The organism is Planococcus beijingensis, assembly GCF_016820615.1.
Taxonomy (GTDB): domain Bacteria; phylum Bacillota; class Bacilli; order Bacillales_A; family Planococcaceae; genus Planococcus; species Planococcus notacanthi.
Genome location: NZ_JADHDZ010000004.1, coordinates 120,920 through 145,263, shown reverse-complemented (window position 1 = coordinate 145,263; position 24,344 = coordinate 120,920). Strand labels below are relative to the sequence as shown.

Below are 24,344 nucleotides of genomic sequence, written 5' to 3'. Positions count from 1 at the left end.
TAGCTGACAGATTTATGTCTTGGATCTTAACTAAGGTTTTTGATGAAATAAATGAAACTACGAAATGAGGTAATGAGATTGTTAACATTTGAGCAAAAACTGGAAATCATTGAATCTTTTCCGGAATTGACGAGAAAAGACGTATCGATGAAACGCGTGAACTTCCATTATGAAGAGAGTTTGTACGATAAGAAAATCGTCGTCTATCATTTGCATCCAACGGGCAATGGTTTTGTCTATGTAGGCAACTTGCCGCAGTATGAAGTGGATAAAAAAGGCTTCGTCAATATCCGTGATTTTTCCGAAAAAGAATTGCGCAGCGTTTTAGCCGATTCGTTGGATTATTTATCTTTAGAACCGGAACCGCCGTATGACAAGACGTGGGTCAGCCGCGATAACGTGAAATTGGATTTGGTCTACGAAGAACCGTTCTGGAATGTCTATACAGGGAAAAACCTCGAAGAAAGCTTCGGAACGTTTGATGATGCTGAAAATTACTTGCTTGATCAGGGCTTTAAAGAAAAGAAATGATGAAATTTCGTCAGTTGCAAGTTTCTGAACCGTTGCCGATGGATCTATTATTGGAAGCGGACCCTTTAGAACAATTGGTGCGTGCTTATTGTGCATCCGGCTGGAGCGTGGTTGCTGAAGAAAAAAGTGAGATAGTGGGCGTATACGTCTTGTTTCCTTTGTCAGAGACTACAGTGGAAATTAAGAATATAGCGGTTGCGGAAAGCGTGCGAGGCCAGGGCTATGGGCGGCAGCTTCTTCAGCATGCTTTGGCAGAATCGGCACGGCGAGGTTTTGAGTTCGTGGAAATTGGTACCGGCAATTCAAGTCTGGGCCAGCTGGCTCTTTATCAGAAATGCGGTTTTCGCCTCCATGCAATCGATCCTGACTTTTTCAGGAGAAATTATCGGGAACCGATTTTTGAAAACGGCATTGAATGCCGTGACATGGTCAGGCTTCGGTATTCCATCAGTAAGTAAAGGTTATAGTACGCCAACAAAAAAAGAGGAGCTCTGCTCTTCTTTTTTTGTGGTTAAAAGAGGTAATGAATCCGATTTTTCGGTATGCTAAAGGCAAGGAGTGAGGACATGTTTAAAAAGGTGACCTTGTACACAAACCAGTTAGAAGACATGAAGGGGTTCTATGAATATCAATTAGGTTTTCGGATTGTGGAAGAAGATGAAACCAGTTTTACCCTGTCAATTGGAGAATCTCAATTGGTTTTCCGTGAATCTGAACGAGCGGCTGTCTATCACTTTGCCCTGAATATTCCGGGCAATCAGTTTACACTCGCTAAATGGTGGGCCGGTGAGCGTGTAACTTTAAATCGCCAGGAAGGCATGGATGAAGTTTTTTATGCCAATTTCGATGCCGATGCGTTTTATTTTCAAGATCCTGCAGGGAATGTCGTGGAGTTTATCGCACGCCGCAGCGTCGACCGTATGGGCAATTTCACTGTCGATTCACTGCTCGATATCAGTGAAGTGAGCATCACCACACCGGATGTCGAGGAAGTCGGTGAAGCAATCGAAAGTATGGATATTCCGGTCCGCGGCAATAAAGGGATCGACCCGAAATCGTTGAACTTTCTTGGCAGTGGACATACGTATATCATCTTAGTGGCACCTAAACGTACGTGGTATTTTTCAAAGCAGAAAAGCGAAACACATCCGCTTTCGATAGAGTTATCCGATGGACGCCAGATTGATATTACTGAAGAAGGGCGATTTGGGCAGCAGAAGCCGGTCAATCCGATTATGGATAAGATGGATGAAATCGATTTCTCGGGTGTCGCCTACCTCCAAAAAGGAGAGACTTGGACAGCTGCAAGAGGATTTGCTAATCGTGCAGACGAAAGGCCGAATGCCATAGACACTCGCTTTGGCATTGCGTCAGGCAGTAAGCTTTTCACCGCTGTTGCGGTATGCCAATTGGTGGAGGAAGGGAAACTGAATTTCAGTGACCGGTTGTCCGAGCTGCTGCCGCAAACGTTTCCGAATTTTAACGTCACGATCCATCAATTATTGACGCATACATCCGGCATACCGGATTATTTTGATGAACAGGTCATGGATGATTTCGAAGATCTATGGAAACAGCAGCCTATGTATTTAATGCAGATGGCTTCCGATTTTATTCCCTTGTTCAAGGATCAGCCGATGATGTTCCAGCCTGGCGAGCGGTTCCATTACAACAATGCCGGGTTTATCGCACTTGGGCTCATTGTGGAGCAATTAACGGGAAGTGAGTTTACCGATGTGGTGCAGGAACGGATTTTTGGTCCTGCCAACATGCTGAATTCAGGCTATTTCCGTCTGGACCGTCTGCCAGGCCAAACGGCTTTCGGCTATATCGAAGAGGAAGGTGCATGGCGGACTAACCATTACGCTATTCCAATCCGTGGAGGAGCTGACGGAGGCGCTTATGTCACAGCAGGTGATATGGCGAATTTCTGGTATGCATTAATGGAAGGCCATTTAGTGGGGAAAGACATGGTGAAGGCGATGCTCGAGATCCGCGCTTCGGGAGAAGACGGCGATTACGGCTATGGCATGTGGATTCAAAGGAAAGCAGAAGGCGTTCTAAAATATCATGTGATGGGCTATGACCCAGGGGCCAGTTTCCATTCGGCATATTATCCGGCAGACGGCAGCATCCTGACGGTTTTATCAAATAAAAGCGCGGGAGCCTATGATATTGTGGAAACTATACAAGAGTTGAGAATTGAAAAGGAGTGAAAGTATGACCGGAAAGAAATTGGCGTTGGCGATCGTTTTCGGGACGCTGGCAACATGTATTTTGATTTTTGGTGTTTTCCAACTTTATTTTTGGTTGAATTAAGGGGAATGGAAAGCGGTAGTTGCTGTTTTGCGCAACTGCCGTTTTTTAATGGAGAAAGAATGAAGGGAACGGCATTGTAAAAAACGCAAAAAAATAAGCTCTTCCGAAGAAGAGCTCATTGATAAGTTGAAATTAAGCTTTTTGAACGTTAGTAGCTTGAAGACCGCGTTGGCCTTGCTCGATATCAAACGTTACTTCTTGACCTTCGTCAAGTGATTTAAAGCCTTCGCTTTGGATTGCAGAGAAATGTACGAATACATCGTCGCCGCCTTCGCGTTCGATGAAGCCGAATCCTTTTTCTGAGTTAAACCATTTCACTTTACCTTGTTCCATGTGTGTTTCCTCCTCGTATGCGTAAGCATACATTGTATTACTATCCTTGCTCAAATCTTGCAGATGGACATCTGACACTTTGTAAAAAGTTATCCGAACAAAAATAATTCTTCCTTAGAATAACATGGGTATACAGATATTGCAAGTGATTAACGAATATTCTTTTTGATACGGATAAATTCCATGTTGGATTATAATGAAAAAACCAAAAGAAACAGAAGCAGGAGGGGATGGTTTTGAAGAAAATTATGGTGCTTGGGGTATCGGCGGGTGTTGGCAAATCAAGCTTTGCGAGGAAGTTATCGGAAAAAAAGAACATTCCGGTCCATCATTTGGATTCTTACTTTTGGAAGGCGGGATGGATTGAAAGCAGTGAAAAAGAATTTAGTGAAAAACAGCAGCAGTTGGTGAAAGAGGACCGTTGGATCATCGAAGGGAACTACACCGGCACTTATGAAATACGAAGTGAAAAGGCGGACACCCTCATCTATTTAGAATTGCCTTTAGCCGTTTGCCTGTATCGGGTGGTCAAACGCCGAATTGCCAATCAAGGGAAAACCCGCCCTGATATGGCGCTTGGCTGTCCGGAAAAGCTGGATAAAGAGTTTTTGACGTTCATCATTTCTACATACAGTGCCCGCAAAGTCAAAATGAGAAAACGGATGGTGCAATTTATAGAAGAAAGTCCTCATCATAAAGTTGTTTTTCTCCGGAATCAGAAACAAATCAATGGCTATCTGGAGAAAATGGCGGAGATGCCTGCCTCTCTTTACAAGGACAATGGTTTCAATTAATAAGGTAATTGAAAAAACTTAAAGACGTTCATAGTGGGAAGTGGTATTCTGAAGTTACATAACGATACGGAGGAGAATGGCTGATGAAGTTGCTGCATGAAGGCACAATTACGAACCAAGTGCTTCATAAAAAACTTCCTTTTTCTATGAAGCGGCTGTATTTGGAAGATTTGCCTGTAATAGAACAAGTTCAACAAAAAGTGATTGAATCGCTTCCTGAAAAAGCTACACTTCAAGCTTTAAGTACTGAAGAATTCCTGTTTATCCTAAATGAACGGGGACTGTTGGTAGGAGCTTTCGTCGAAGAAGAGCTGATCGGCTTTAGGGCTTTGCTGATTCCTGAAATCGATGAAGAACACCTGGGCTGGGATATCGGCCTCCCCCCGGAAGAATTGCACAAAGTGATTTACCAGGAAATATCAGTGGTTCTGCCGGAGTATCGAGGAAATCGCCTCCAGCAGAAATTAGCGGAAGTGATAATGAAGGAACTGCCGAACCTTGAAGAAGAATTCCGTTATGTATGCTGTACGGTGGCACCAATGAATATCCCGAGCCTGAAAGATAAGTTTACGCAAGCTATGCACATTGCTGCCTTGAAAGAGAAGTATGCCGGATTAAAACGCTACATTCTGGTCAAGGACCTCAAGGTTCCGGACGTCCATTACACTGACCATATGACAGTGAAAATGGATCATCTGGAAAAACAGCAGGAATTGCTTAATGAAGGCTACGTGGGCATCGGTTTTCAGCTCGTACATGGTTTTCATGAACTTCAATTCGCTAAACCCGTTCTGTAAAAGAACGGGTTTTTTATATTTCAGAACAAATTCAAAAGAATTCTGAAACTTCTTCCTATTATATTCGTATTAATAAGTAAGATGGTAATACGTTTACTGGAATGGGAGGTTTTGGAATGTTGATTTTTGGCTTGTCCATGGAGCAGCTGTATATGTATATCCTGTTGGGAGCCGGCGCATTGACTGTATTGTATGTCTTTTTCGGAGACGTTGCAGACTTGGGAGACGCCCTGCCGGTGTTCAACCCGACAGTGATTCTGGCTTTTATCACATTTACTGCTGCGATTGGTTTTTTACTGGAGACGGCTACAACGTTTAATGAATGGGCAGTGTTGGGAATGGCGGCTATGGCTGCAATAGTGTTGGACTTATTGCTTTATCTATTTATTTTATTGCCCTTGTCTTCTGCTGAATCTTCAATTGCCTATTCAGATGAGTCGCTTCTTGGACAAGTGGCCAATGTCATCATCCCTATCCCTGTCGATGGCTATGGAGAAGTGGTTTTGGAGACGTATGCAGGAATGATTTCAAAGCGTGCGGCGGGCTATGACAATGAAGCCATTGGCCAAGATCAAAAGGTGTTGATCATCGAAGTGAATGAAGGCACGTTGTATGTCCAGGCTTATGAGCCGTTGGACTTTACGAAAGAAATGAAAATGACAAGGGGGACTTAGGATGGAAATGGGCTGGATCGCATTAGGAATTGCTGCATTTATTATATTGGCGATTGTCGGAGTTTATATCACCAAATACAAGACGGTTGGACCGGATGAGGCATTGATTGTAACCGGAAGTTATTTGGGATCGAAGAATGTTCATACAGATGATTCAGGAAACCGCATTAAAATTATACGAGGCGGAGGGACCTTCTTGCTTCCGGTGTTCCAGCAGGCGGCTCCTTTGAGCTTATTGTCGAGCAAACTGGAAGTGACGACACCCGAAGTGTATACCGAGCAAGGTGTGCCGGTTATGGCAGATGGAACAGCAATCATCAAAATCGGCGGATCCATATCAGAAATTGCCACGGCTGCCGAGCAATTTTTAGGGAAATCAAAAGAAGACCGGGAAAACGAAGCGAAAGAAGTACTTGAAGGCCATCTTCGTTCGATACTGGGTTCCATGACAGTTGAAGAGATTTACAAGAACCGCGATAAGTTTTCACAAGAAGTGCAGCGTGTCGCTTCACACGATTTGGCGAAAATGGGATTGATCATCGTTTCGTTCACCATCAAAGATGTTCGTGATAAAAACGGGTATTTGGATTCGTTGGGTAAAGCACGAATCGCTCAAGTGAAAAGAGATGCCGATATTTCAACCGCGGAATCCGAAATGCAGACGCGCATCAAGCGGGCTGAAGCTGGAAAAGATGCGCAACGTGCTGAAATTGAACGCGCGACGGAAATTGCTGAAGCGGAAAAAGAGAACTTGTTGAAGGTTGCTGAATACCGACGCGAGCAGGATAGTGCGAAAGCCCGTGCCGATCAGGCTTATGAACTTGAAACTGCAAAAGCCAAGCAGGAAGTTATTGAGCAGGAGATGCAAATTCAAATCATTGAGCGCCAGAAGCAAATCGAATTGGAAGAAAAAGAAATTCAGCGCCGAGAACGCCAATACGATTCTGAAGTGAAGAAAAAAGCGGATGCGGACCGTTATTCGGTTGAACAGGCAGCTGAAGCAGAGAAATCGAAACAGTTGGCGGATGCGGATGCGCAGAAATACCGTGTTGAAGCGATGGCGAAAGCCGATGCAGAAAAAATTCGTTTGGACGGCCAGGCGCGTGCGGACTCACAGCGTGCACAAGGGGAGTCCGAAGCGGACATTATCCGGCTGCGTGGTTTGGCAGAAGCGGAAGCGAAACGGAAAATTGCTGAAGCATTTGAAATGTATGGCCAGGCAGCCACACTTGATATGATCGTCAAAATGCTGCCGGAATATGCAAGAGAAATCGCCAGTCCGCTTGCCAACATCGACAAGATCACCGTTGTGGATACAGGAAGTGGTGAAGGCGGAGGCGCCAATAAAGTCACTTCGTATGCAACCAATCTGATGTCGACTTTACAAGAGACGTTGAAAGAATCATCAGGCATCGACGTGCGGGAAATGCTGGAGAACTTAACTGGGAAGACGGATTATGCACAAACTATTGAGCAATTGCGGTATGAGTTGGCTGAAAAGGATCAACCGACAAAAGAACTTGAAGTAAAGTAAAGAAAAAGAAGCTTCCATTCAGAGAACATTTGAATGGAAGTTTCTTTTTATATTGCTGAAAAAACGGAAAATAACTTATTTTCAGAAAAAACAGCTTAAATATTTGCTGTGTCTTATGTAAATGATAGAATAATGATACATATTCCTGTGAAACTATAGGTATTTGACATATTTTACGTAAGGAGCTTTTTTATGGAGATACCACTTACCAGCATTCCATCTTTTCATATAATTGCGCAGTACGGTCCTGACAAGCCGGAAATCAGTTCCATTGCCTATAATTCAAGGCAAGTAGTCAAAGGCTGTGCTTTCTTTTGTGTGCCCGGAGAAAATACCGATGGGCACTTGTATATCGATGAAGCCATTTCAAACGGAGCCTCAACGATTATTGGTTCCAATTCTATACTGCTTGCTGATTATGCTGAAAAGCATCCTGATCTTTCTTTTGCGGTAGTTGAAAATGTCCGTTTAGCACTCGCTTATCTAGCCGATTTCTTTTATCAGTCCCCTCAAACAAATTTGCTGAAGATAGGCGTCACAGGAACGAACGGAAAAACAACGACAGCCACGTATGTCTATAATCTGTTCAACCTTCTTGGGGTCTCTTGTGGATTTATTGGAACAACCGGAATTTTAGGGGCAGCAGGAAAGATTCCGTTCCAGAAGAGTACACCTACCACCCCGATCTCATCCGACATCCATCAGATTTTCAGAAAGTTCGTAACCGGCGGCATTCGAGCTGTTGCTATGGAAGTCTCTTCTATTGCACTGGATCAAAAACGGGTGGAAGGCATCCGTTTTGATGTGGCCATCCATACCAACATTTCGGAAGAGCATCTGGAATACCACAAAACCTTTGAGCATTATCTTCAATCGAAACTTTTATTATTTAAGCAGTCCAATGCCGCTGTGGTGAATATTGACGATGAAGGAATGTCTAAAGAAATTTTGGAAACTATCGATTATCCGCATTTAACTTACAGCAGCCAGCTGGATTCTGGTGCTGATTTGATTTGGACAGCATGCGAATCATCTGATTCCGGACTGGATTTTGAACTTCGCTACCAGGGCCAGGGATGGCCGGTCCATGTTCCGCTTTATGGTGAATACAATGCGGCCAATTTGACAGCCGCTGTTGGAACGGCTCTTTTATCGGGAATTGAGCTTGTGGATATTCTGGCAGTCCTGCCGAAAATGTCTCAAGTCGAAGGCCGTTTCCAAATGATCCACGGTCCCGGCAATCGGAAGATCGTCTTGGATTATGCCCATACGCCGGTTGCGTTGGCCGCGGTTCTTGAAGAAGTGAAAAAACTATCGCATAACCGGCTGATTGCGTTGATCGCAGGCATCGGCATACGGGATTTTTCAAAAATGCCCAAGATGGCGAAAGCTGCTGAAGGAAAAGCCGACATCCTTGTGGTGACAGTCGACCATCCTGGGCATAATGAACCTGCTCTTGTGATTGATGCCGTACTGAGAGGCTTCACCATTCCATATAAACAACAAGTGCTGACAGCCAATTCGCGGCGGGAAGCGGTTCTGGCAGCTTTAAAGGAAAGTGGACCAGGTGATCTTATTTTGCTGTCGAGCGGCTCGATCAATGGTGCGCAGATTGTCAGAGGAGAATACATTCCGCATTCGGATGAAGCGATTATCGAAGAATTTTTCAGCAGCAAAAACAGTGAATTTTAACTGCAAAGGTCGCTTTTTGGCGGCTGAATGTGGTTATATAGAAGAGAAGGATACATAGATATCAGAATTGGAGTGAATGGAATGCAGTATCGTACAGAAAAAGATACCATCGGTGAAATTCAAGTTGAAGCGGACAAAATGTGGGGCGCTCAAACACAGCGCAGCGTACAGAACTTTGAAATCGGTACGGAACGCATGCCGCATGAAGTCGTTATGGCTTTTGCTCAATTGAAAAAAGCGACAGCTAAAGCAAACCATAAACTTGGAAAATTATCAGAAGCAAAAATGAAAGCGATTGAACTTGCAGCGAATGAAGTGATCGAAGGCAAATGGAATGATCATTTCCCATTGGTCGTTTGGCAAACAGGAAGCGGCACACAATCCAATATGAACATGAACGAAGTTCTGGCACGCCGTGGAAATGAAATTTTGGCAGAACAAAATTCTGAAGAAAAACTTCATCCAAACGACGACGTGAACATGTCCCAAAGTTCAAACGATACGTATCCGACTGCAATGCACGTTGCAGGCGTTTTGGCAGTGACTGAAAACCTTGTGCCGGCTGTTCAAAAGCTGAAAGCAACATTGGATGAAAAAGCACAACAATTCAATGACGTCATCAAAATCGGACGCACGCATTTACAAGATGCGACACCTCTAACATTAGGCCAGGAAATCAGTGGCTGGAGACACATGCTTGAAAAGAGTGAACGCATGATTCGCGAAAGCGTTGAACACATGCGTGAATTGGCAATCGGCGGTACAGCAGTTGGAACAGGCATCAATGCGGATCCAACGTTCGGCCCATCAGTTGCTGAGTTCATCAGTGAAGCTGTTGGAACTACTTTCACTTCAGCAGAAAACAAATTCCATGCACTGACAAGTCACGACGAAATGGTTTACACGCACGGAGCCATTAAAGCATTGGCAGCGGATGCAATGAAAATTGCCAACGATGTACGCTGGTTGGCAAGCGGTCCCCGCAGCGGAATCGGTGAAATCACCATTCCTGCGAATGAGCCGGGAAGTTCCATCATGCCAGGGAAAGTCAATCCGACACAAAGTGAAGCATTGACGATGGTAGCAGCTCAAGTAATGGGCAACGATGCAACAATCGGTTTTTCCGCAAGCCAAGGAAACTTCGAATTGAATGTCTTTAAACCAGTCATTGCTTACAACTTCCTGCAATCTGTCCGTTTGTTGACAGACAGCTTGATCAGTTTCAACGATCATTGTGCAGTGGGCATTGAAGCTAATCTGGACGTTATTCAAAATCACGTGAGCAATTCATTGATGCTGGTAACGGCGTTGAATCCGCATATTGGATACGAAAAAGCTGCGGCGATTGCTAAACAAGCCCATAAAGATGGCACAACATTAAAAGAATCTGCTGTGAACAGCGGCCATTTGACTGCGGATCAGTTTGACGAATGGGTAAAACCGGAGAACATGGTAGGAAAATAAAAAAACACAAAGCGGCTGGAATTTCTCCAGCCGCTTTTTAATGCGCTCTTTTAAACGCCATAAAACACTCTCCTGAAAAAAGAAGAGTGTTTTATGGTGTTTTTACTGTCCGTTCTTATACTGCATGTAGACCACTTGCGTGACCAGGAAATCCTCCATGCCGTGTTTGCCATCGGCGCCGCCAAGTCCGGATTTGCGCATGCCGGCGTGATAGCCTTGAATCGCTTCAAAGTTTTCGCGATTTACGTAGGTTTCGCCGAACTTCATTTCATTGACGACTTTCATGGCTTCGTTCAGGTCGTTTGTGTAGACTGCTGAAGATAAGCCGAATTCTGTATCATTGGCTTTTTCGATGGCTTCCTCCAATGTGCTGTAAGTGGTGACAGGCAATACAGGACCGAAAATTTCATCGCGGATAATCGCCGAATCGTGCTCCACATTTGTCAAAACTGTCGGTTTATAGAAAAAGCCGGGTTGGCTATCGTCGCGTTCACCGCCGATAGCGACCGTTGCGCCTTCACTCACTGCCTGTTTGACCATATCATGCACGGTATCAAGCCGATCCTGGCTGACAAGCGGTCCCATGTCCGCTTCTTTGTTCTTCCGCGGGTCTGCCAAAGTCTTAGATTCGAAAGCGGCCGTTAGTTTTTTCGTGAATTCTTCCGCAATGCTTTCATGGACATAGACCCGTTCGGCGTTTGTGCAAGCTTGCCCATTATTCGCCAGTCGGGAGGTTGTGATGGCTTCAGCTGCAAGATCGAGATCTGCATTTTGGGTAACGATAGCAGGAGCCTTGCCACCCAATTCCAAATTGACTTTGGTGATGTTCTTTGCGGCGGCCTCCATTACTTTGGTTCCTGCTGGGACGCTGCCGGTCATGGTGACGAGCTGTACTTTTTCATGTGAAGCCAGTGCATTGCCGATTTCAGATCCTGTTCCAGTCACGACATTGTAGACACCTGCCGGAATTTCATCCATTTCATGAATGATTTTTGTGAATTCCATGGCGGTGTTTGGCGTTTGCTGGCTTGGTTTTAAGACGATTGTACAACCGGTAACAAAAGCTGTTGCTACTTTTCTGGCCAATATGAAAACCGGGAAATTCCAAGGAACAATTCCTGCTACGACGCCGATGGGCTTTTTGTAGATGAAGATGTTTTCATTCGGCCGGTCGCTTGGCACGATTTCGCCTTCGATCCGTCGTGCCCATTCGGACATGTAATGGAAATAGTCAATGGCAAGATCGATTTCGCCGCTCGCCAATTCATAGCTTTTTCCTTGTTCTTCCTGCAGCAAATCAATGAATATATCGCGTTTTTCTGCGATTTTATCTCCCAATGTACGGACAATTTTACCGCGTTCGATATTGGGTAGGAGCTCCCAAGATTTTTGTGCCTCGAACGCGGCATTTACAGCGCGGTCGACATCCTCTTTTGTTCCATTAGGAATCTGCGAAATGGTTTCTTCTGTCGAAGGGTTGATGATGTCGATCCATTCTGTTCCGGTGGAGTCTGTATACGTTCCATTTATATATAATTCATGTTGTTGCATGAGTCTGCCTCCTTTGTGTTTAATAAGCTTTTCCCTGTGCTTTACTGTGTTAAACAGACAAGGTCTCAATAGAAGGGAAACCAGAATGCTAAAAAGAGTCAGCGGATGGAGACAAAAGGATTTCCTTCGTATGGGCAGATTAAAAAAGGACTGTTTAAAAGGGTTTCAATCAAGCTGTGACGAATTAGTTACAGTAACAGCGAATCAGAAAAAAGAGGTGCATTATGCAAAAAACATTTGTTATGTCTTGGAGCGGCGGGAAAGATTCAGCGCTTGCCTATTACCGCGCCGTGTTGGAAGGGCATGTGCCGCTTGCCTTGTTTACCATGTTCGAAGAAGATGGCTCCAAATCACGGTCGCACGGCTTGCCGATTGAAGTCATGGAGGCACAGGCAGAGCGGATGGGTTTGCCTTTAGTCATCGGGAAAGCCAGCTGGTCTGGTTATGAAAAGGAATTTATTAAGCAACTGAAGAAATTTAAAGCCCAAGGAATTGATATGGGAGTTTACGGCGATATCGATTTGGAAGACCATTTGAAGTGGGTGGAAAAAGTCAGTGCAGAAGCAGACATGAGTGTCAGACACCCTCTATGGCAAGAGCCGCGAAGAAAGATTGTAAAGGAATTGGTGGACGAAGGTTTTCGGGCAGTCATTACAGTAGTCGATACAAAGCGCTTGGATGAGCGTTTTTTGGGACGTGAATTCACTGATGAATTGATAGATGAATTGGAAGCGGAAGGTGTGGATGTCTGCGGTGAAGAAGGGGAGTTCCATACGATGATTGTAGATGGCCCAATTTTCGTTGAACCGGTGCCAGTCATATTCGGTGAAAAAATCAAGGCAGGGAACTACGGGATATTGGAAGTGAAACTTCATTCAGAGGAGTGATCACGATTGATTCAAATCATGGGGATGGAAGAAAAACATATTCGGCAAATGGCGGTACTGTTGGCAAAGCGCCATGAAAGGGAGCGTAAGATCTTCAGCTTTCTGCCGACAACGTTCGAAGAAATCGATGATACCGAAGAGGTTCTGAGACATATGCTTGAACGTCCATTCATCAATGGCATTGTGGCAGTCAGAGGGATTGATGTAATCGGTTATTTGCTTTATGAGTTTAAAGAAGATGCTAAACACGGGCGCTATGTATGGATGGACTATGAATCCATCGCTATAAGCGAACATGAAAATCCGCGTTTGTTGAGGTTGTTATATGCAGATGCTGGAGCTGAGTGGATCAAACATGGCTATTTTCATCATAGATTAATGGCGCCGCTGGGCAATGAAGCAGTTATTGACCAATGGCTGGACCAGTCTTTCAGTTTTGAACAGAAATATGGAATTTTGTCGCTTGATGATTTTGAATCGGAAAACGGCACACTTCCGAAGCTCGAGTTTCGAAAAGGAAAAAGGGAAGACGCATCATTACTGAAAAAAATGGGAATGTGGAATAGCATTCATCAGGCAGCCGCTCCTTCTTGGCAACCTATTACACGTGAAACTTTAGAGGATGTAAAGGAAAGCTACGAAGCTTTAAGTGAAGACCAGGATGCATATTTATGGATGGCTGAGCAGGGGGACCAGATTGCCGGATTCCATGTCTATTTCCGCAAGGAAGACCCGCTGAGTCTGGTGACTCCCGAAAATTGTGCCGTGCTTCCTGCAGCATCGACTAATCCGGACCTCCGAGGAACAGGAGTAGGGCGGGCGTTAGCCAATTACTGTTTCGATGAGATGAAGAAACAGGGCTATGAGTATATTTTCGCAGATTGGCATACGCCCAATCAACTAGCTTCCTATTTTTGGCCGAGAATGGGATTTCAGCCCATCATGGTCCGTATGGTAAGGAAAGTGGATCCGCGAATTTCGTGGGCACATGGCGAATAGTTGGAAGCCGGCAACAGATGACTCTAGACGAATCGACATAATAAAATCCTCCTATTGATTCATCAAGCCACTTTACTAATTTTAAAAATTCGAATAAGCTAGAAGCATCAGGAAAACGATAGCGTTTCCACCTAAAATATCCGCTGTAACTACTTGGTTCGTAAAACGCAATTAAATAATTTGGTCAAGTGCTGTAGAGATTAGTGCTATCAGCAAAGCCGAAAAGTAACTTTCCATAAACATGGGAAGACTTTTCGGCTTTTTCTTTGTTCAAAAAAAAGGGGAGAAACGTGATGAAAGATCAAACAGATTTTCAAGAAGAAATAAGCTTTTATTTTTCAAGATCCAAAGGCACACACGAAGAAGCGGGAGAACAGTTCATCACCTTGTTTGCACGTTTAAGTGTCATCGTCCCTTCACCTGAGAAAGAAGCGGAAACCAGTGGACATCAAACCTTATGGGTTGATATAGACCAAGTGAAAGAACAGCAGGCTACGCTTAAAACGAGAAAAATGCCAGATTTTATACAGCAATATGAAGTGCCGGAAGCATTGTTTTGGGAACTATATAAAATTTCTCAGCGTTGTCCTGATGAGCTGTATTATCTGACGCCATTGTCGCATCTGCACGATTACAGCAATCGCAGTTAATTGACTCTATTCCTAAGAATTAAAACAGCGCGGTCCAATAGGACACGTGCTGTTTTAATTTTCTGGAACGACTTTAAAGTCGATTTGTGTATGGATTTCATAAGGGGTGGCGGAACCAGCAGAGCTTGTGGCAGTGAAGTTCGCAAAACCATCGATTTTATAATAACCGGGCGGAAACTCTTTTTCCATAATACGCTGAACAAATTCAATATAAGCTTCATCTTCTTCGGCACTATAGCCGCCGCTGCCAGTATAGTCCTCATGCAAGGGCTCTCCTTTGGTTAATCGGGTAGTCAACAATGGTTCGTTCATGGCATATTCAACGACATATTTCCTTGTCTCTTCGGAAAGGGGGAAATGGAAAGGGGAAGCGGCATGGGAAATTTCAATGTTCTCCTGTGCACCGTTATATTCCAGTTCCGCATAAACTTTTATTTCTTCGCCTTCGGTGTATTGTTCTTTTTCGCTTATCAAGCGATAAATGAAGTCACCTTGGACAGCGTCGGATTGAGCAGAATTCACAGTGAAATCACTTATATCATCTGCCGGTTGTTTTAGTGGTTCATCAACCCCGCAGGCTATCAGCACCAAAACAGGAATAAGAATACGGATGGCCCTGATCGTTTTCATCACTCGTATGCCTCCTTTGTCTATAAGACGAAGAAGCAGGAGCATCTGTTACAAACAATAGAAAAAACAGCGGTGTTTATTCCATTTTATCTTCTGGGCGCCATCCTTGTTGCAGTTCGCGGATCGACAAGCCGAAAGTCATTTCGAGATGTGGGTAATCCTTGAAACGCTGCCAGTCACCACCCCAGTCAAATCCAAGTTTCTTACCGATAGCCGCAACTTCGAACCAATCACTTTCTCCGTTGCCGTTGCCGTCTCTTGTAATGTCCCAAACAACCGATCCGTCATCAAAGCGCAGAGCGTAATCGATGGCCAACCCATAATTATGATAGGACTCCCCAGCTTCTGCATGCGTCACAATAGAGCCAGGCGTGCTTCGCCCTTGACTGTGGAGGTCTGCCTGTTCTTCAGGGGAGCGGTAACCATCGGTAATAATAATATCGATTCCAATTTCAGCAGCTTGAGCGACCAGCTGATCGCGTTTTTCTTCTACGATGGGGTGCAATCCGGAAGGCAATGGGCGCTTCTCCAATTCTTCCCGAAACGCCATTTCCTTCTCCAGCCATATAAATAAAAAACCGCCGAGAATCACTAAGAAAAAGATCGTAAAAGCGGTCTTTGCGTGTTTCAATTTCATTCACCTCTGTAGCTTCTATTGTAGCAAAAATCATGAAAAGAGTATCGCAGCAAAGAATTTGGTACGATAGAAGAAATGAAGAGAGAGGGGATACAATCAATGGTTATCGAATTGATGAAAGCGCACGCTTCTGTACGCGACTATAAAGAAAAGCAATTGTCACGGGAGGAAGTCAGCGAACTGGTTGCAGCGGCGCAACATGCAGCCACATCCCACTTTGTCCAAGCTTATTCAATCGTTTGGGTAACAGATCCTGAAAAACGCAAAAAACTGGGCGAACTGTCCCAAAATGCTAAACAAATGGAAGGCGCGGGAGCAGTCTTTCTGATGTGTGCCGATTACAACCGGCTGCAACATGCAGGCAAGATGCAGGGACAGGAAATTGTCTTCGATTACGCGGAAAATTTGATTGTGGCTGTAACCGATGTTGGTTTGCTGGCGCAGAATCTTGCTCTTGCAGCTGAATCGAAAGGCTATGGCATCTGCTATATCGGCGGCGTCCGCAATAATATGGAAGCTATCAGCGAACTGGTCGGATTGCCTGAAGGTGTCTTCCCGGTTTACGGCTTGACCGTCGGTGTTCCGAACGAAGCGAATGGCGTCAAGCCACGTTTGCCGGTCGAAGCGATTTTGCATGAAAATGAGTACGATGAGGCGAAGTATGAAACCATCTTGCCGGAATACGACAATACGATCCAAGCCTATTATGCAAGCCGCGGATCGAATCAGAAAACCGCTACTTGGACGCAACAAATGGCAAATTTCCTAAGAAAGCCGCGCCGTGAAGACATTAAAGAAGTATTGGCGAAAAAAGGCTACCATTTCAAGTAAGGCATACAAAGTTTTTTGACAGATAAAACCTAAGGAGGAAAAGCAATGAAGCTGGCACTATTCGGAGCTACAGGACGCGTGGGCGGCGAAATTCTTAAACGGGCTTTAGCAGACGGCCATCACGTAAAAGCTTTGGTCCGATCCCAAAAATTAGACGCACACCCGAATCTGGAAATGATTATTGGGGACGTACGAAATGCAGAAGACGTTGAAAAAACAATTATTGGGACCTCAGCGATTTTCAGCGCTATTGGCACAGACCGGACAACGACCTTATCTGAAGCGGTGCCGCTGATTGTAAACGCGATGGAAAAACACGGCATCGAACGAGTGATAACCATTGGGACGGCGGGAATTTTGGATAGTCGGTTGAGCCCAGGCCTGCTCCGTTACGAAGGTGGAGATTCCAAGCGCAAGCTGACGTTTGCTGCAGAAGAACATGAATCGGTTTATCGGTTGTTTGAAAAAACCTCTCTTCAATGGACCATTGTTTGCCCCACATACTTGCCGGATGGCGAAGCCCGCGGCAATTATCGTGCAGAAAAAGATCTGTTGCCTGAAGAAGGAAAAGAAATAACGGTTGGGGACACGGCGGAGTTTGCGTATCGCCAGCTGGAATCACTGGAATTCATTCAGAGCCGTGCAGGCTTGGCTTACTAGAAAGTTTAGACAGAAGGTGCCCCATGAAAAAATGGTTAGTGCGTATAGGATTGGGCGTTTTTGCTTTATTGGCAATTGCAATCATCAGCTTTGTTATTTATGCTCAGTTTGATAATGGACCAAGTGCTGTCTTGACTGAGAATGTAGATCTATCTGCAATTGATCGGGATGAAGAGGGCTTGATTTTTCAGCCGGAATCACCTAACGGCAAAGGAATTATCTTGTATCAGGGAGCAAAAGTGAAAAAAGAAGCTTATGCATACCTCGGGCAATCCCTAAGCGAGAAAGGCTTTGTGGTTTCGATCCCCCAATTGCCATTGAACTTTGGGATTCTGGGTTCAAGAAAAGCAGATGCTGTGATTGAAGAATATCCTGAAGTGGAGGAGTGGTTTCTTGGCGGCCATTCTTTGGGCGGTGTAGCCGCTTCATTTTATGCGGAAGATTCTTCGTCAAAGCTGACAGGGCTTTATTTCCTTGGCGCATATCCAGCTGGCGACTTTTCGGCCAGCGACTTGCCTATGCTGTCGATTTATGGAGAGTTGGATGGCTTGTCTACAGTGGAAGACATTGAAGAGAGCCGGAAATTATTCCCGGATGACAGTGTCTTAGTTGAAATTGAAGGCGGCAACCATGCGCAATTCGGTTTATATGGTGAACAAAAAGGTGACGACGCAGCTGAAATAACGCCGATCGAGCAGCAAGATCAGGTAGTAGAGATATTAACCCAATGGATAAAAGAAAACTGACCCGAAGATTTCGGGCCAGTTTTCTTTTTTTATGGAGTTAGGATGTATGACGTTAATTTTCGGCTGCTTCTGTTCCTGTAGTCGGGCGCTTCCGCTTTTCTTTGTCCAGCTTCAGCGCCCAGATTCTAGGGTCATAAGCCACTCTGACTGTGCGGCTGGAAACATGCCGCTTCGCCAGCGCGTCTTATGCCCGTCGAATCTACATGGGCGCTTTCGCTTTTCTTTGTCCAGCTTCAGCGCCCAGATTCTAGGGTCATAAGCCACTCTGACTGTGCGGCTGGAAACATGCCGCTTCGCCAGCGCGTCTTATGCCCGTCGAATCTACATGGGCGCTTTCGCTTTTCTTTGTCCAGCTTCAGCGCCCAGATTCTAGGGTCATAAGCCACTCTGACTGTGCGGCTGGAAACATGCCGCTTCGCCAGCGCGTCTTATGCCCGTCGAATCTACATGGGCGCTTTCGCTTTTCTTTGTCCAGCTTCAGCGCCCAGATTCTAGGGTCATAAGCCACTCTGACTGTGCGGCTGGAAACATGCCGCTTCGCCAGCGCGTCTTATGCCCGTCGAATCTACATGGGCGCTTTCGCTTTTCTTTGTCCAGCTTCAGCGCCCAGATTCTAGGGTCATAAGCCACTCTGACTGTGCGGCTGGAAACATGCCGCTTCGCCAGCGCGTCTTATGCCCGTCGAATCTACATGGGCGCTTTCGCTTTTCTTGTTGTCCAGACTCCGGCAGCCAGCTCCTCGAGACGCTTCAGCCTTGCCGGCAATGGCCAAGGGCGCCATTACCAGCAATGCTTCCAGCGCTTGTCGGAGCTAAGCGACTGCCTTCGCTTTTCTTTTACGCAGTGATGTCTCTTCTGCCGAATGTCCAGTAGCTGATGGCCATGAATACCAAAAAGTAAACGGCCAATACGACGATGGACATCTGGATAGTGATATCAGAAATCATGAAATTACCGGTGAAAAATTGTGTCAGGTCGGTATGGGTAAACAAATAATATTTAACGATTTCATAGTTCTGTAATAGGAAGACGGCTTGGATGCCTGTAAACATCAGGAAGATCGATAAGCCGATTGCTAAGGAACTAGAGCGGAAAACGGTGCTCAGCATGAATGCGAACGTGCTGATCATCCAGACACTTGAAAATTTAAGTGCTGCGAGTTTGAGGGCTTCCAGCCAGAACGAAGTTTCTGCCACTTCCGACCCGTTCCACACGAGGAGGGTTCCGTCGCTAATTCCGAAAAAGAGCAATCCTGCGAGTGCTGTGGAAATCAATAAAATCACGGTTAATACAACGGCGAACAGCAGAACGGTTATGTATTTGGAAGTGAGGATTTTCCAACGTTTCACCGGCCGTGTCAACAACATTTTAATGGTTCCTTGTGAAAATTCAGAAGCTACAATGCCGCCGGCCGTAATGACTGCCAACAGCGTAACGAGCGACATCATCATATGGGTATCGATCACTTGTTGTTGCATACTGGCGTATTCAAATGAAGGAATGTCATTTTCCAGCCGGTGCTCAGCGATGGCAATCCGCCCTTCATAATAATCCGCCTGTGGTTCGCTGAGATCGGGCTCTTCCAGCATGACCATACTGTTGGCGATTTCTGCTTGAGCAATGTCCCGCCAGTTCTCGTTGGCGTTTTCAGTGGCTGTCGAATTCATCCATTTGGTGATGCCGATACCTGCAAATACGACCACGACCAGCAATGCAGCCATAATCCAAGTCATTTTTCGGCTCCATAGTTTCATCCATTCATTTTGTATGAGTTTGAGCAATTTCGCCGCCTCCTGTCATTTCAAGGAATTGGGATTCTAAGGTTTCACGATATGGCTGGACGGCAAAAATTCGTACGCCGGCTCCGACCAATAAGTTGATGACTCCCGGAATATGTTCGGCGCCAGAATCGATCAGATAGCCTTTATCATGCAATACGGTGGGGAATCCAATGCCTGTCAGCACTTCACCGGCCAACTCCAGAGGTTCTGCTTGAATGTAATAGCGGGATCTCTGGAGATCATTGACGTTTTTGATATCGATTAATTCGCCGTTTTGAATAATGGCAATCCGGTCGCATAACAATTCAATTTCAGACAAAAGGTGGCTGGAAACAAAAATAGCCACTCCGTTTTCCTTGGCTATTTTCTGCAGGTAAATCCGGAATTCACGAATGCCGGCCGGATCTAGGCCGTTTGTGGGTTCATCGAGAATAAGGAATTTCGGATCATGCAGAAGGGCTTGTGCCAGACCAAGGCGCTGCCGCATGCCGAGTGAATAGGAAGCTACTTTTTCATTGATGCGATTTTGCATGCCGACCTGTTTGACGACTTCATCAATCCGTTCTTTGGATATTCCTTTGTGCATCCGTGAAAAATGAAGCAAGTTCTTGTAACCGGACATGTATTTGTACATTTCAGGATTTTCCACGATGACCCCGACTTTTTGGATGCTGCCTTCGAAGTCTGCCTGCACGGATTGGCCGTCGATCCATACGTCGCCTTCGGTCGGCCGCATCAAACCGACCATCATCCGGATAGTCGTGGTTTTTCCGGCTCCATTGGGGCCGAGAAATCCAGTGATTTCGCCTTTGTGCAGGTCGAGGCTTAAATTTTTGATGATTTTTTTCTTGCCGATTGTTTTCGATAGATTCTTGATTTGGACAATCGCTTGTTCAGCCATACTCTGCCACCTACTCTCTTATATGTCATTAGTAGTAACGAACCAAGTAGGCTAAAGTTTCATTTTTTTAAAGTGAACTTCGGCAACAATGCTTATTGGACGCGAAAAAAGGGAATAACAGAATCAACAGCAAAATGATGGAGGGATTGGCGATGAAAGAGTTGGAGGACAAGGAACAGATTCTGATAGCTTATTACACGCAATACTATATGGGCGGAGGCTATGATGACCTCAAACGATTAGATCAGCATCTGGCGCAGCAAATTGGTGAAGACCGATATGCAGCCGTGATGAAAGAACTGGAAAGTGAAGGGCTGATTTTTGGCATGGAGCAAGTGGAAGCCCGTGAAAAAGCTGGAGAAGATAGCCCGATGGCAACAAATGAAGGAATGCTTGCCGTCCACTCTATATTGAATCTGCAATCAGAATCAATAGAGAACCATCAACTTGATTATCTAAAGAATCACCTAAAAACCAGCAACCTGAAATTCACCCTAGAACCGGTGGAAACTTATATCTATAAAACAATCGAGGAAAAGGCGCAGCAAAAGCCCAATGAAAACTCCCCTTGAATGGACAAAAAAGCGATGGCCGGAATCCCGGCCATCGCTTTTTTGATAGACTTAGAGTTTGAATATAAAAAACACCAGAAAAATAAAAAGGATCACAAGCGTGTTGACAGTGAACGAAGTCTGCTTACTGACAGGTTCCTCAAGAGACGGAAAGCGTTCAACGATGCGCATCGCCCCATAAATCAGGGCACCCAATATCAGCAAGGTCACTACCAGGTTCATATCATAAATACGAACGTCGATAAAACGGATCAGCACGACAGAAAGAGCTAGAATCATGCCATTCACTAAATTTTTGCGTTTCATAGATACTCCTTTAATTCGTTTTCGAGAAATGGGTCGGCTGACAGCAATGAAGTAAATTGTTTGTACTTCTTAAATTGTCCAGCCCCCGGTTTTCGGCCGGTTTTGTAAGCGCGGATCAAGATGTTTTTGGGCGTATGCTCCATATCGATAAATTCCATCAATTGCGTTTCGTAGCCAACGAGAGACAGCAGTTCTGCCCGGATCGAGTCCGTAGCTAAAGCGCTGAAACGCTCTTTGATCAAGCCGTGCTGCAGCATGATGCCAAGTTCCGGTGCAGCGATTTGGCTGTTCAATTCGTGCTGGCAGCAAGGAACGCTCAAAATTACTTTTGCATCCCATTTGACGGCGCGCGATAAAGCCATATCGGTCGCTACGTCGCAGGCGTGCAACGTGACAACCATATCGACAGCGGATTCTTCATTGTAGTCATTGATGTCTCCGACCAGGAACTCAAGCTGTTCATAGCGGAGGTCTTCTGCAATCTGCTGGCATTCCTCAATCACTTCTTTTTTCAGATCAAGGCCGGTAACCCGCAGGTCCAAGCCTTTTTCAATGCGCAAGTAATGGTACAGCGCAAAGGTCAAATACGATTTCCCTGAACCAAAATCAAGGATCCGGACGGTGCGGTCCTGCGGCAAATAGGCAAGTGCATCATCAATAAATTCAATGAAACGATTGATTTGGCGGAATTTATCGTACTTCTGCTTTTTGACTTTTCCATCCGAGCTTTGAACGCCGAGGCGAACCAGGAATGGATAGGGGATGCCGTCTTCCAGCAAGTATTGCTTTTTGCGGTTATGAGAAAGCTCAGCTTTTTTCTCGCCGGTCTGTTCGGCTTTCCAGCTGACTTTGAATTTTTTGGAAAGCTGGATCTGTACTTTTTCATCCGTGAATTGAAACAGGGCTTGGCGAAAGTCATTGAAAAGAGATTCCAATTTACGGCATGCTTCTTCAAGAGGCAAGTTTTCGTGTTTCAGCACATGTTCATGCTGATATTCAAATTGGATTAAGTATTCGTTTTTAATTTCAACCGGCTTTAGTTTGATCCGCTTGATGTCATTGGATTTCAGTCGCGGCTGGCTGACGGTTGCTGACACCAATTGCTGCTGCAAAAGGCGTTCTGTCAATTGGTCCTGCATTGTTTGTAATTCCATGGTCGATCCTTTCCGTTGCATGTAATAGTTTTAGTTTATCATGCGGTGCATAAAAAGAGCGAGCTGTCCGGTTCGTTCCGATAAAAGCACGTCCCATTAATTTGGAATTTTGTGATAATATAGAGGAGTGAAAACGTTTTCAACTAGGGGGATGGAAAATGGTGACTTTGCAGAAAACAGTCGGGCAAGTCGTGAAAGAACAGGCTGCGCTGAATCCGAAGACAGAAGCTTACGTCTATCCGGAACATGGGATTCGAAAAACCTACAAGGAATTTGATGAAGAAACAGATCGCCTGGCAAAGGCATTTATTGGAATTGGGATTGAAAAAGGGGAGCATGTGGCCATTTGGTCAGACAACAAGCGTGAATGGCTGCTCAGCCAATTCGCCACCGGGAAAATGGGTGGTGTATTAGTGACGGTCAATACAAGCTACCAATCGAGCGAACTTGAATATTTATTGGAGCAGTCGGACGCGACAACTTTGATATTAGGGGAAGAGTTTAAAGGTACGAGTTATATAGAAATCGTGAACACGGTTTGCCCGGAGTTGGCAACGGCTGAGAAAGGCAAAATCGCCAGCAAGAAACTGCCGCATTTCAAACGGGTGATTGTCATGAGCAACACGAGTTACCCAGGAATCTACACATGGAATGAATTTGAGGCTTTTGCTGAAAAGGTCAGCGACGCTGATTACCAGGAACGTTTTCATTCGATGGATCCCGACGACGTCATCAACATTCAGTATACATCCGGCACAACCGGATTTCCGAAAGGCGTCATGCTGACGCACCTGAACGTTGTCAATAACGGCAAACTGATTGGTGATACGATGAACCTGACAGAAACCGACCGCTTGTGTATTCCTGTCCCGTTTTTCCATTGTTTTGGCTGCGTGCTTGGAACAATGGCCGCAGTGACGCATTCGACGACGATGGTCATTGCAGAACAGTTTGAACCGAAACGTGTACTGCAAATGGTGCAGGATGAAAAGTGCACAGGACTTCATGGAGTGCCGACGATGTTCATCGCCGAGTTGAACCATCCGGATTTTGCGTCTTTCGATACGTCGACGCTGCGTACAGGCATCATGGCGGGCTCTCCTTGTCCGATCGAAGTGATGAAGAAAGTCATCCATGATATGGGGGCTTCGGAAATTACTATCGCTTATGGCCAGACGGAATCATCACCGGTCATCACACAGACGCGGGCTGATGATGACATCGAAAAACGGGTGTCGACAGTCGGCAAACCGCATACGGGAGTGGAAGTGAAAATCATCGATCCGGTGACAGGACAACAGGTAGCGACCGGAGTGCCTGGAGAACTTTGTACAAGAGGCTACCATGTTATGAAAGGCTACTATAAAAATGAAGAAGCCACAAAAGCTGCGATCGATCCGGAAGGTTGGCTTCACACGGGCGACATCGCTGTAGAAGACAAAGACGGCTATATTGCCATCACCGGACGCATCAAAGATATGGTAATCCGTGGAGGCGAGAACATTTATCCGCGTGAAATCGAAGAATTTCTTTACCAGCATCCTTCTGTACAGGATGTTCAAGTAGTCGGTGTGCCTGATCCGAAATATGGGGAAGAGCTGATGGCATGGGTGATCTTGAAAGAAGGAGAAAAGCTCGATGCAGAAGAGCTGAAAGCTTATTGCACAGGAAAAATATCCCGGCACAAAATTCCGCGCTATATTGAGTTCACCAAGGAATACCCGATGACGGCTTCAGGGAAAATACAAAAGTTCAAGTTGCGCGAGCTATCAGTCGAACAAAGCCGAAAAGCTGAAGTGTGAGAAAAGAAATAACAGAAGTTGTAAGGCATCCTTTTGGGTGCCTTTTCTATTTTGCTTATAAAGCAATCCTTATCCTAGTTTACAATTCTTCATAAAGGG

25 protein-coding genes are annotated in these 24,344 nt (G+C 45.3%); 17 read left to right on the top strand and 8 right to left on the bottom strand.

The window, feature by feature from the left end; all coding sequences use genetic code 11:
- Window positions 1-78: 78 nt before the first annotated feature.
- From IRE19_RS11670 to IRE19_RS11660, 3 genes are all read left to right on the top strand, one after another.
- Window positions 79-531: a hypothetical protein gene (locus IRE19_RS11670; RefSeq protein ID WP_191715451.1), complete on the top strand. Its 453-nt coding sequence runs from the start codon at window positions 79-81 to the stop codon at window positions 529-531.
- Window positions 531-989: a GNAT family N-acetyltransferase gene (locus IRE19_RS11665; protein ID WP_203340745.1), complete on the top strand. Its 459-nt coding sequence runs from the start codon at window positions 531-533 to the stop codon at window positions 987-989. The genes IRE19_RS11670 and IRE19_RS11665 overlap by 1 nt, the downstream gene beginning before the upstream one ends.
- 108 nt (window positions 990-1,097) lie before the next feature.
- Complete coding sequence (locus tag IRE19_RS11660) at window positions 1,098-2,747, top strand: serine hydrolase (protein ID WP_203340505.1); 1,650 nt, start codon at window positions 1,098-1,100, stop codon at window positions 2,745-2,747.
- Window positions 2,748-2,982: 235 nt separating this feature from the next.
- Here IRE19_RS11660 and IRE19_RS11655 read toward each other — a convergent pair whose 3' ends face one another.
- Window positions 2,983-3,183, bottom strand: a complete 201-nt coding sequence (locus tag IRE19_RS11655) for a cold-shock protein (RefSeq protein WP_006830093.1) — start codon at window positions 3,181-3,183, stop codon at window positions 2,983-2,985.
- A 236-nt stretch (window positions 3,184-3,419) separates the two neighbouring features.
- Between IRE19_RS11655 and IRE19_RS11650 the strand changes: the two genes are divergently transcribed.
- The 6 genes from IRE19_RS11650 (at window position 3,420) to fumC (ending at window position 10,138) form a co-directional block, all read left to right on the top strand.
- A complete protein-coding gene (locus IRE19_RS11650) occupies window positions 3,420-3,977 on the top strand; it encodes a P-loop NTPase family protein (RefSeq protein ID WP_203340504.1) in 558 nt (185 codons plus the stop codon).
- Between the two features lie 83 nt (window positions 3,978-4,060).
- Entirely contained in the window at window positions 4,061-4,774 is a 714-nt protein-coding gene (locus tag IRE19_RS11645; protein ID WP_203340503.1) for a hypothetical protein, read from the top strand.
- 116 nt (window positions 4,775-4,890) lie between these two features.
- Window positions 4,891-5,448 carry an NfeD family membrane protein gene (locus IRE19_RS11640; protein ID WP_203340502.1) on the top strand — a complete coding sequence of 186 codons (558 nt, stop codon included), beginning with the start codon at window positions 4,891-4,893 and terminating at the stop codon, window positions 5,446-5,448.
- A 1-nt stretch (window position 5,449) separates the two neighbouring features.
- Window positions 5,450-6,982, top strand: coding sequence for a flotillin lipid rafts scaffold protein FloT (floT, locus tag IRE19_RS11635; protein ID WP_203340501.1), 1,533 nt, complete (start codon window positions 5,450-5,452; stop codon window positions 6,980-6,982).
- Between the two features lie 192 nt (window positions 6,983-7,174).
- The gene (locus tag IRE19_RS11630; protein WP_203340500.1) at window positions 7,175-8,674 is read left to right on the top strand and encodes a UDP-N-acetylmuramoyl-L-alanyl-D-glutamate--2,6-diaminopimelate ligase; all 1,500 of its coding nucleotides are present in this window, start codon (window positions 7,175-7,177) and stop codon (window positions 8,672-8,674) included.
- An 81-nt stretch (window positions 8,675-8,755) separates the two neighbouring features.
- A complete protein-coding gene (fumC, locus tag IRE19_RS11625) occupies window positions 8,756-10,138 on the top strand; it encodes a class II fumarate hydratase (RefSeq protein WP_191715458.1) in 1,383 nt (460 codons plus the stop codon).
- A gap of 102 nt (window positions 10,139-10,240) precedes the next feature.
- Here the strand turns inward: fumC and aldA are convergent, their stop codons facing one another.
- Complete coding sequence (aldA, locus tag IRE19_RS11620; RefSeq protein WP_203340499.1) at window positions 10,241-11,689, bottom strand: aldehyde dehydrogenase; 1,449 nt, start codon at window positions 11,687-11,689, stop codon at window positions 10,241-10,243.
- A gap of 224 nt (window positions 11,690-11,913) precedes the next feature.
- Here aldA and IRE19_RS11615 point away from each other — a divergent pair, with 224 nt between their 5' ends.
- The 3 genes from IRE19_RS11615 to IRE19_RS11605 all read left to right on the top strand — a co-directional run bounded on the left by IRE19_RS11615 (window position 11,914) and on the right by IRE19_RS11605 (window position 14,225).
- Window positions 11,914-12,576 carry a Dph6-related ATP pyrophosphatase gene (locus IRE19_RS11615; RefSeq protein ID WP_203340498.1) on the top strand — a complete coding sequence of 221 codons (663 nt, stop codon included), beginning with the start codon at window positions 11,914-11,916 and terminating at the stop codon, window positions 12,574-12,576.
- Between the two features lie 6 nt (window positions 12,577-12,582).
- On the top strand, window positions 12,583-13,575 hold the full coding sequence (locus tag IRE19_RS11610) for a GNAT family N-acetyltransferase (RefSeq protein ID WP_203340497.1): 993 nt from the start codon (window positions 12,583-12,585) through the stop codon (window positions 13,573-13,575).
- Between the two features lie 293 nt (window positions 13,576-13,868).
- The gene (locus IRE19_RS11605) at window positions 13,869-14,225 is read left to right on the top strand and encodes a hypothetical protein (protein ID WP_203340496.1); all 357 of its coding nucleotides are present in this window, start codon (window positions 13,869-13,871) and stop codon (window positions 14,223-14,225) included.
- A gap of 54 nt (window positions 14,226-14,279) precedes the next feature.
- On the opposite strand, the gene IRE19_RS11600 is transcribed toward IRE19_RS11605, so the two are convergent.
- Window positions 14,280-14,855, bottom strand: a complete 576-nt coding sequence (locus IRE19_RS11600; protein ID WP_203340744.1) for a hypothetical protein — start codon at window positions 14,853-14,855, stop codon at window positions 14,280-14,282.
- A gap of 76 nt (window positions 14,856-14,931) precedes the next feature.
- Entirely contained in the window at window positions 14,932-15,486 is a 555-nt protein-coding gene (locus IRE19_RS11595; RefSeq protein WP_301610489.1) for a M15 family metallopeptidase, read from the bottom strand.
- Between the two features lie 105 nt (window positions 15,487-15,591).
- Here IRE19_RS11595 and IRE19_RS11590 point away from each other — a divergent pair, with 105 nt between their 5' ends.
- The 3 genes from IRE19_RS11590 to IRE19_RS11580 are packed head-to-tail and all read left to right on the top strand — an operon-like array spanning window position 15,592 to window position 17,729.
- The gene (locus IRE19_RS11590; protein ID WP_191715464.1) at window positions 15,592-16,323 is read left to right on the top strand and encodes an NADPH-dependent oxidoreductase; all 732 of its coding nucleotides are present in this window, start codon (window positions 15,592-15,594) and stop codon (window positions 16,321-16,323) included.
- A 45-nt stretch (window positions 16,324-16,368) separates the two neighbouring features.
- Window positions 16,369-16,983: an NAD(P)-dependent oxidoreductase gene (locus tag IRE19_RS11585; protein WP_203340495.1), complete on the top strand. Its 615-nt coding sequence runs from the start codon at window positions 16,369-16,371 to the stop codon at window positions 16,981-16,983.
- A 23-nt stretch (window positions 16,984-17,006) separates the two neighbouring features.
- Window positions 17,007-17,729 carry an alpha/beta hydrolase gene (locus IRE19_RS11580; RefSeq protein WP_203340494.1) on the top strand — a complete coding sequence of 241 codons (723 nt, stop codon included), beginning with the start codon at window positions 17,007-17,009 and terminating at the stop codon, window positions 17,727-17,729.
- Between the two features lie 836 nt (window positions 17,730-18,565).
- On the opposite strand, the gene IRE19_RS11575 is transcribed toward IRE19_RS11580, so the two are convergent.
- Window positions 18,566-19,510: a DUF2705 family protein gene (locus IRE19_RS11575; RefSeq protein ID WP_203340493.1), complete on the bottom strand. Its 945-nt coding sequence runs from the start codon at window positions 19,508-19,510 to the stop codon at window positions 18,566-18,568.
- Window positions 19,488-20,411 carry an ABC transporter ATP-binding protein gene (locus IRE19_RS11570; protein ID WP_203340492.1) on the bottom strand — a complete coding sequence of 308 codons (924 nt, stop codon included), beginning with the start codon at window positions 20,409-20,411 and terminating at the stop codon, window positions 19,488-19,490. The genes IRE19_RS11575 and IRE19_RS11570 overlap by 23 nt, the downstream gene beginning before the upstream one ends.
- A gap of 152 nt (window positions 20,412-20,563) precedes the next feature.
- On the opposite strand from IRE19_RS11570, the gene IRE19_RS11565 reads away from it, so the two are divergent.
- Complete coding sequence (locus IRE19_RS11565) at window positions 20,564-20,983, top strand: hypothetical protein (RefSeq protein ID WP_203340491.1); 420 nt, start codon at window positions 20,564-20,566, stop codon at window positions 20,981-20,983.
- 51 nt (window positions 20,984-21,034) lie between these two features.
- Here IRE19_RS11565 and IRE19_RS11560 read toward each other — a convergent pair whose 3' ends face one another.
- The gene (locus tag IRE19_RS11560) at window positions 21,035-21,289 is read right to left on the bottom strand and encodes a hypothetical protein (protein ID WP_203340490.1); all 255 of its coding nucleotides are present in this window, start codon (window positions 21,287-21,289) and stop codon (window positions 21,035-21,037) included.
- Window positions 21,286-22,443, bottom strand: a complete 1,158-nt coding sequence (locus IRE19_RS11555) for a class I SAM-dependent methyltransferase (RefSeq protein WP_203340489.1) — start codon at window positions 22,441-22,443, stop codon at window positions 21,286-21,288. Before IRE19_RS11555 ends, IRE19_RS11560 begins: the two co-directional genes overlap by 4 nt.
- Window positions 22,444-22,601: 158 nt before the next feature.
- Between IRE19_RS11555 and IRE19_RS11550 the strand changes: the two genes are divergently transcribed.
- Window positions 22,602-24,245, top strand: coding sequence for an AMP-binding protein (locus IRE19_RS11550; RefSeq protein ID WP_203340488.1), 1,644 nt, complete (start codon window positions 22,602-22,604; stop codon window positions 24,243-24,245).
- The last annotated feature ends 99 nt before the right edge of the window (window positions 24,246-24,344 follow it).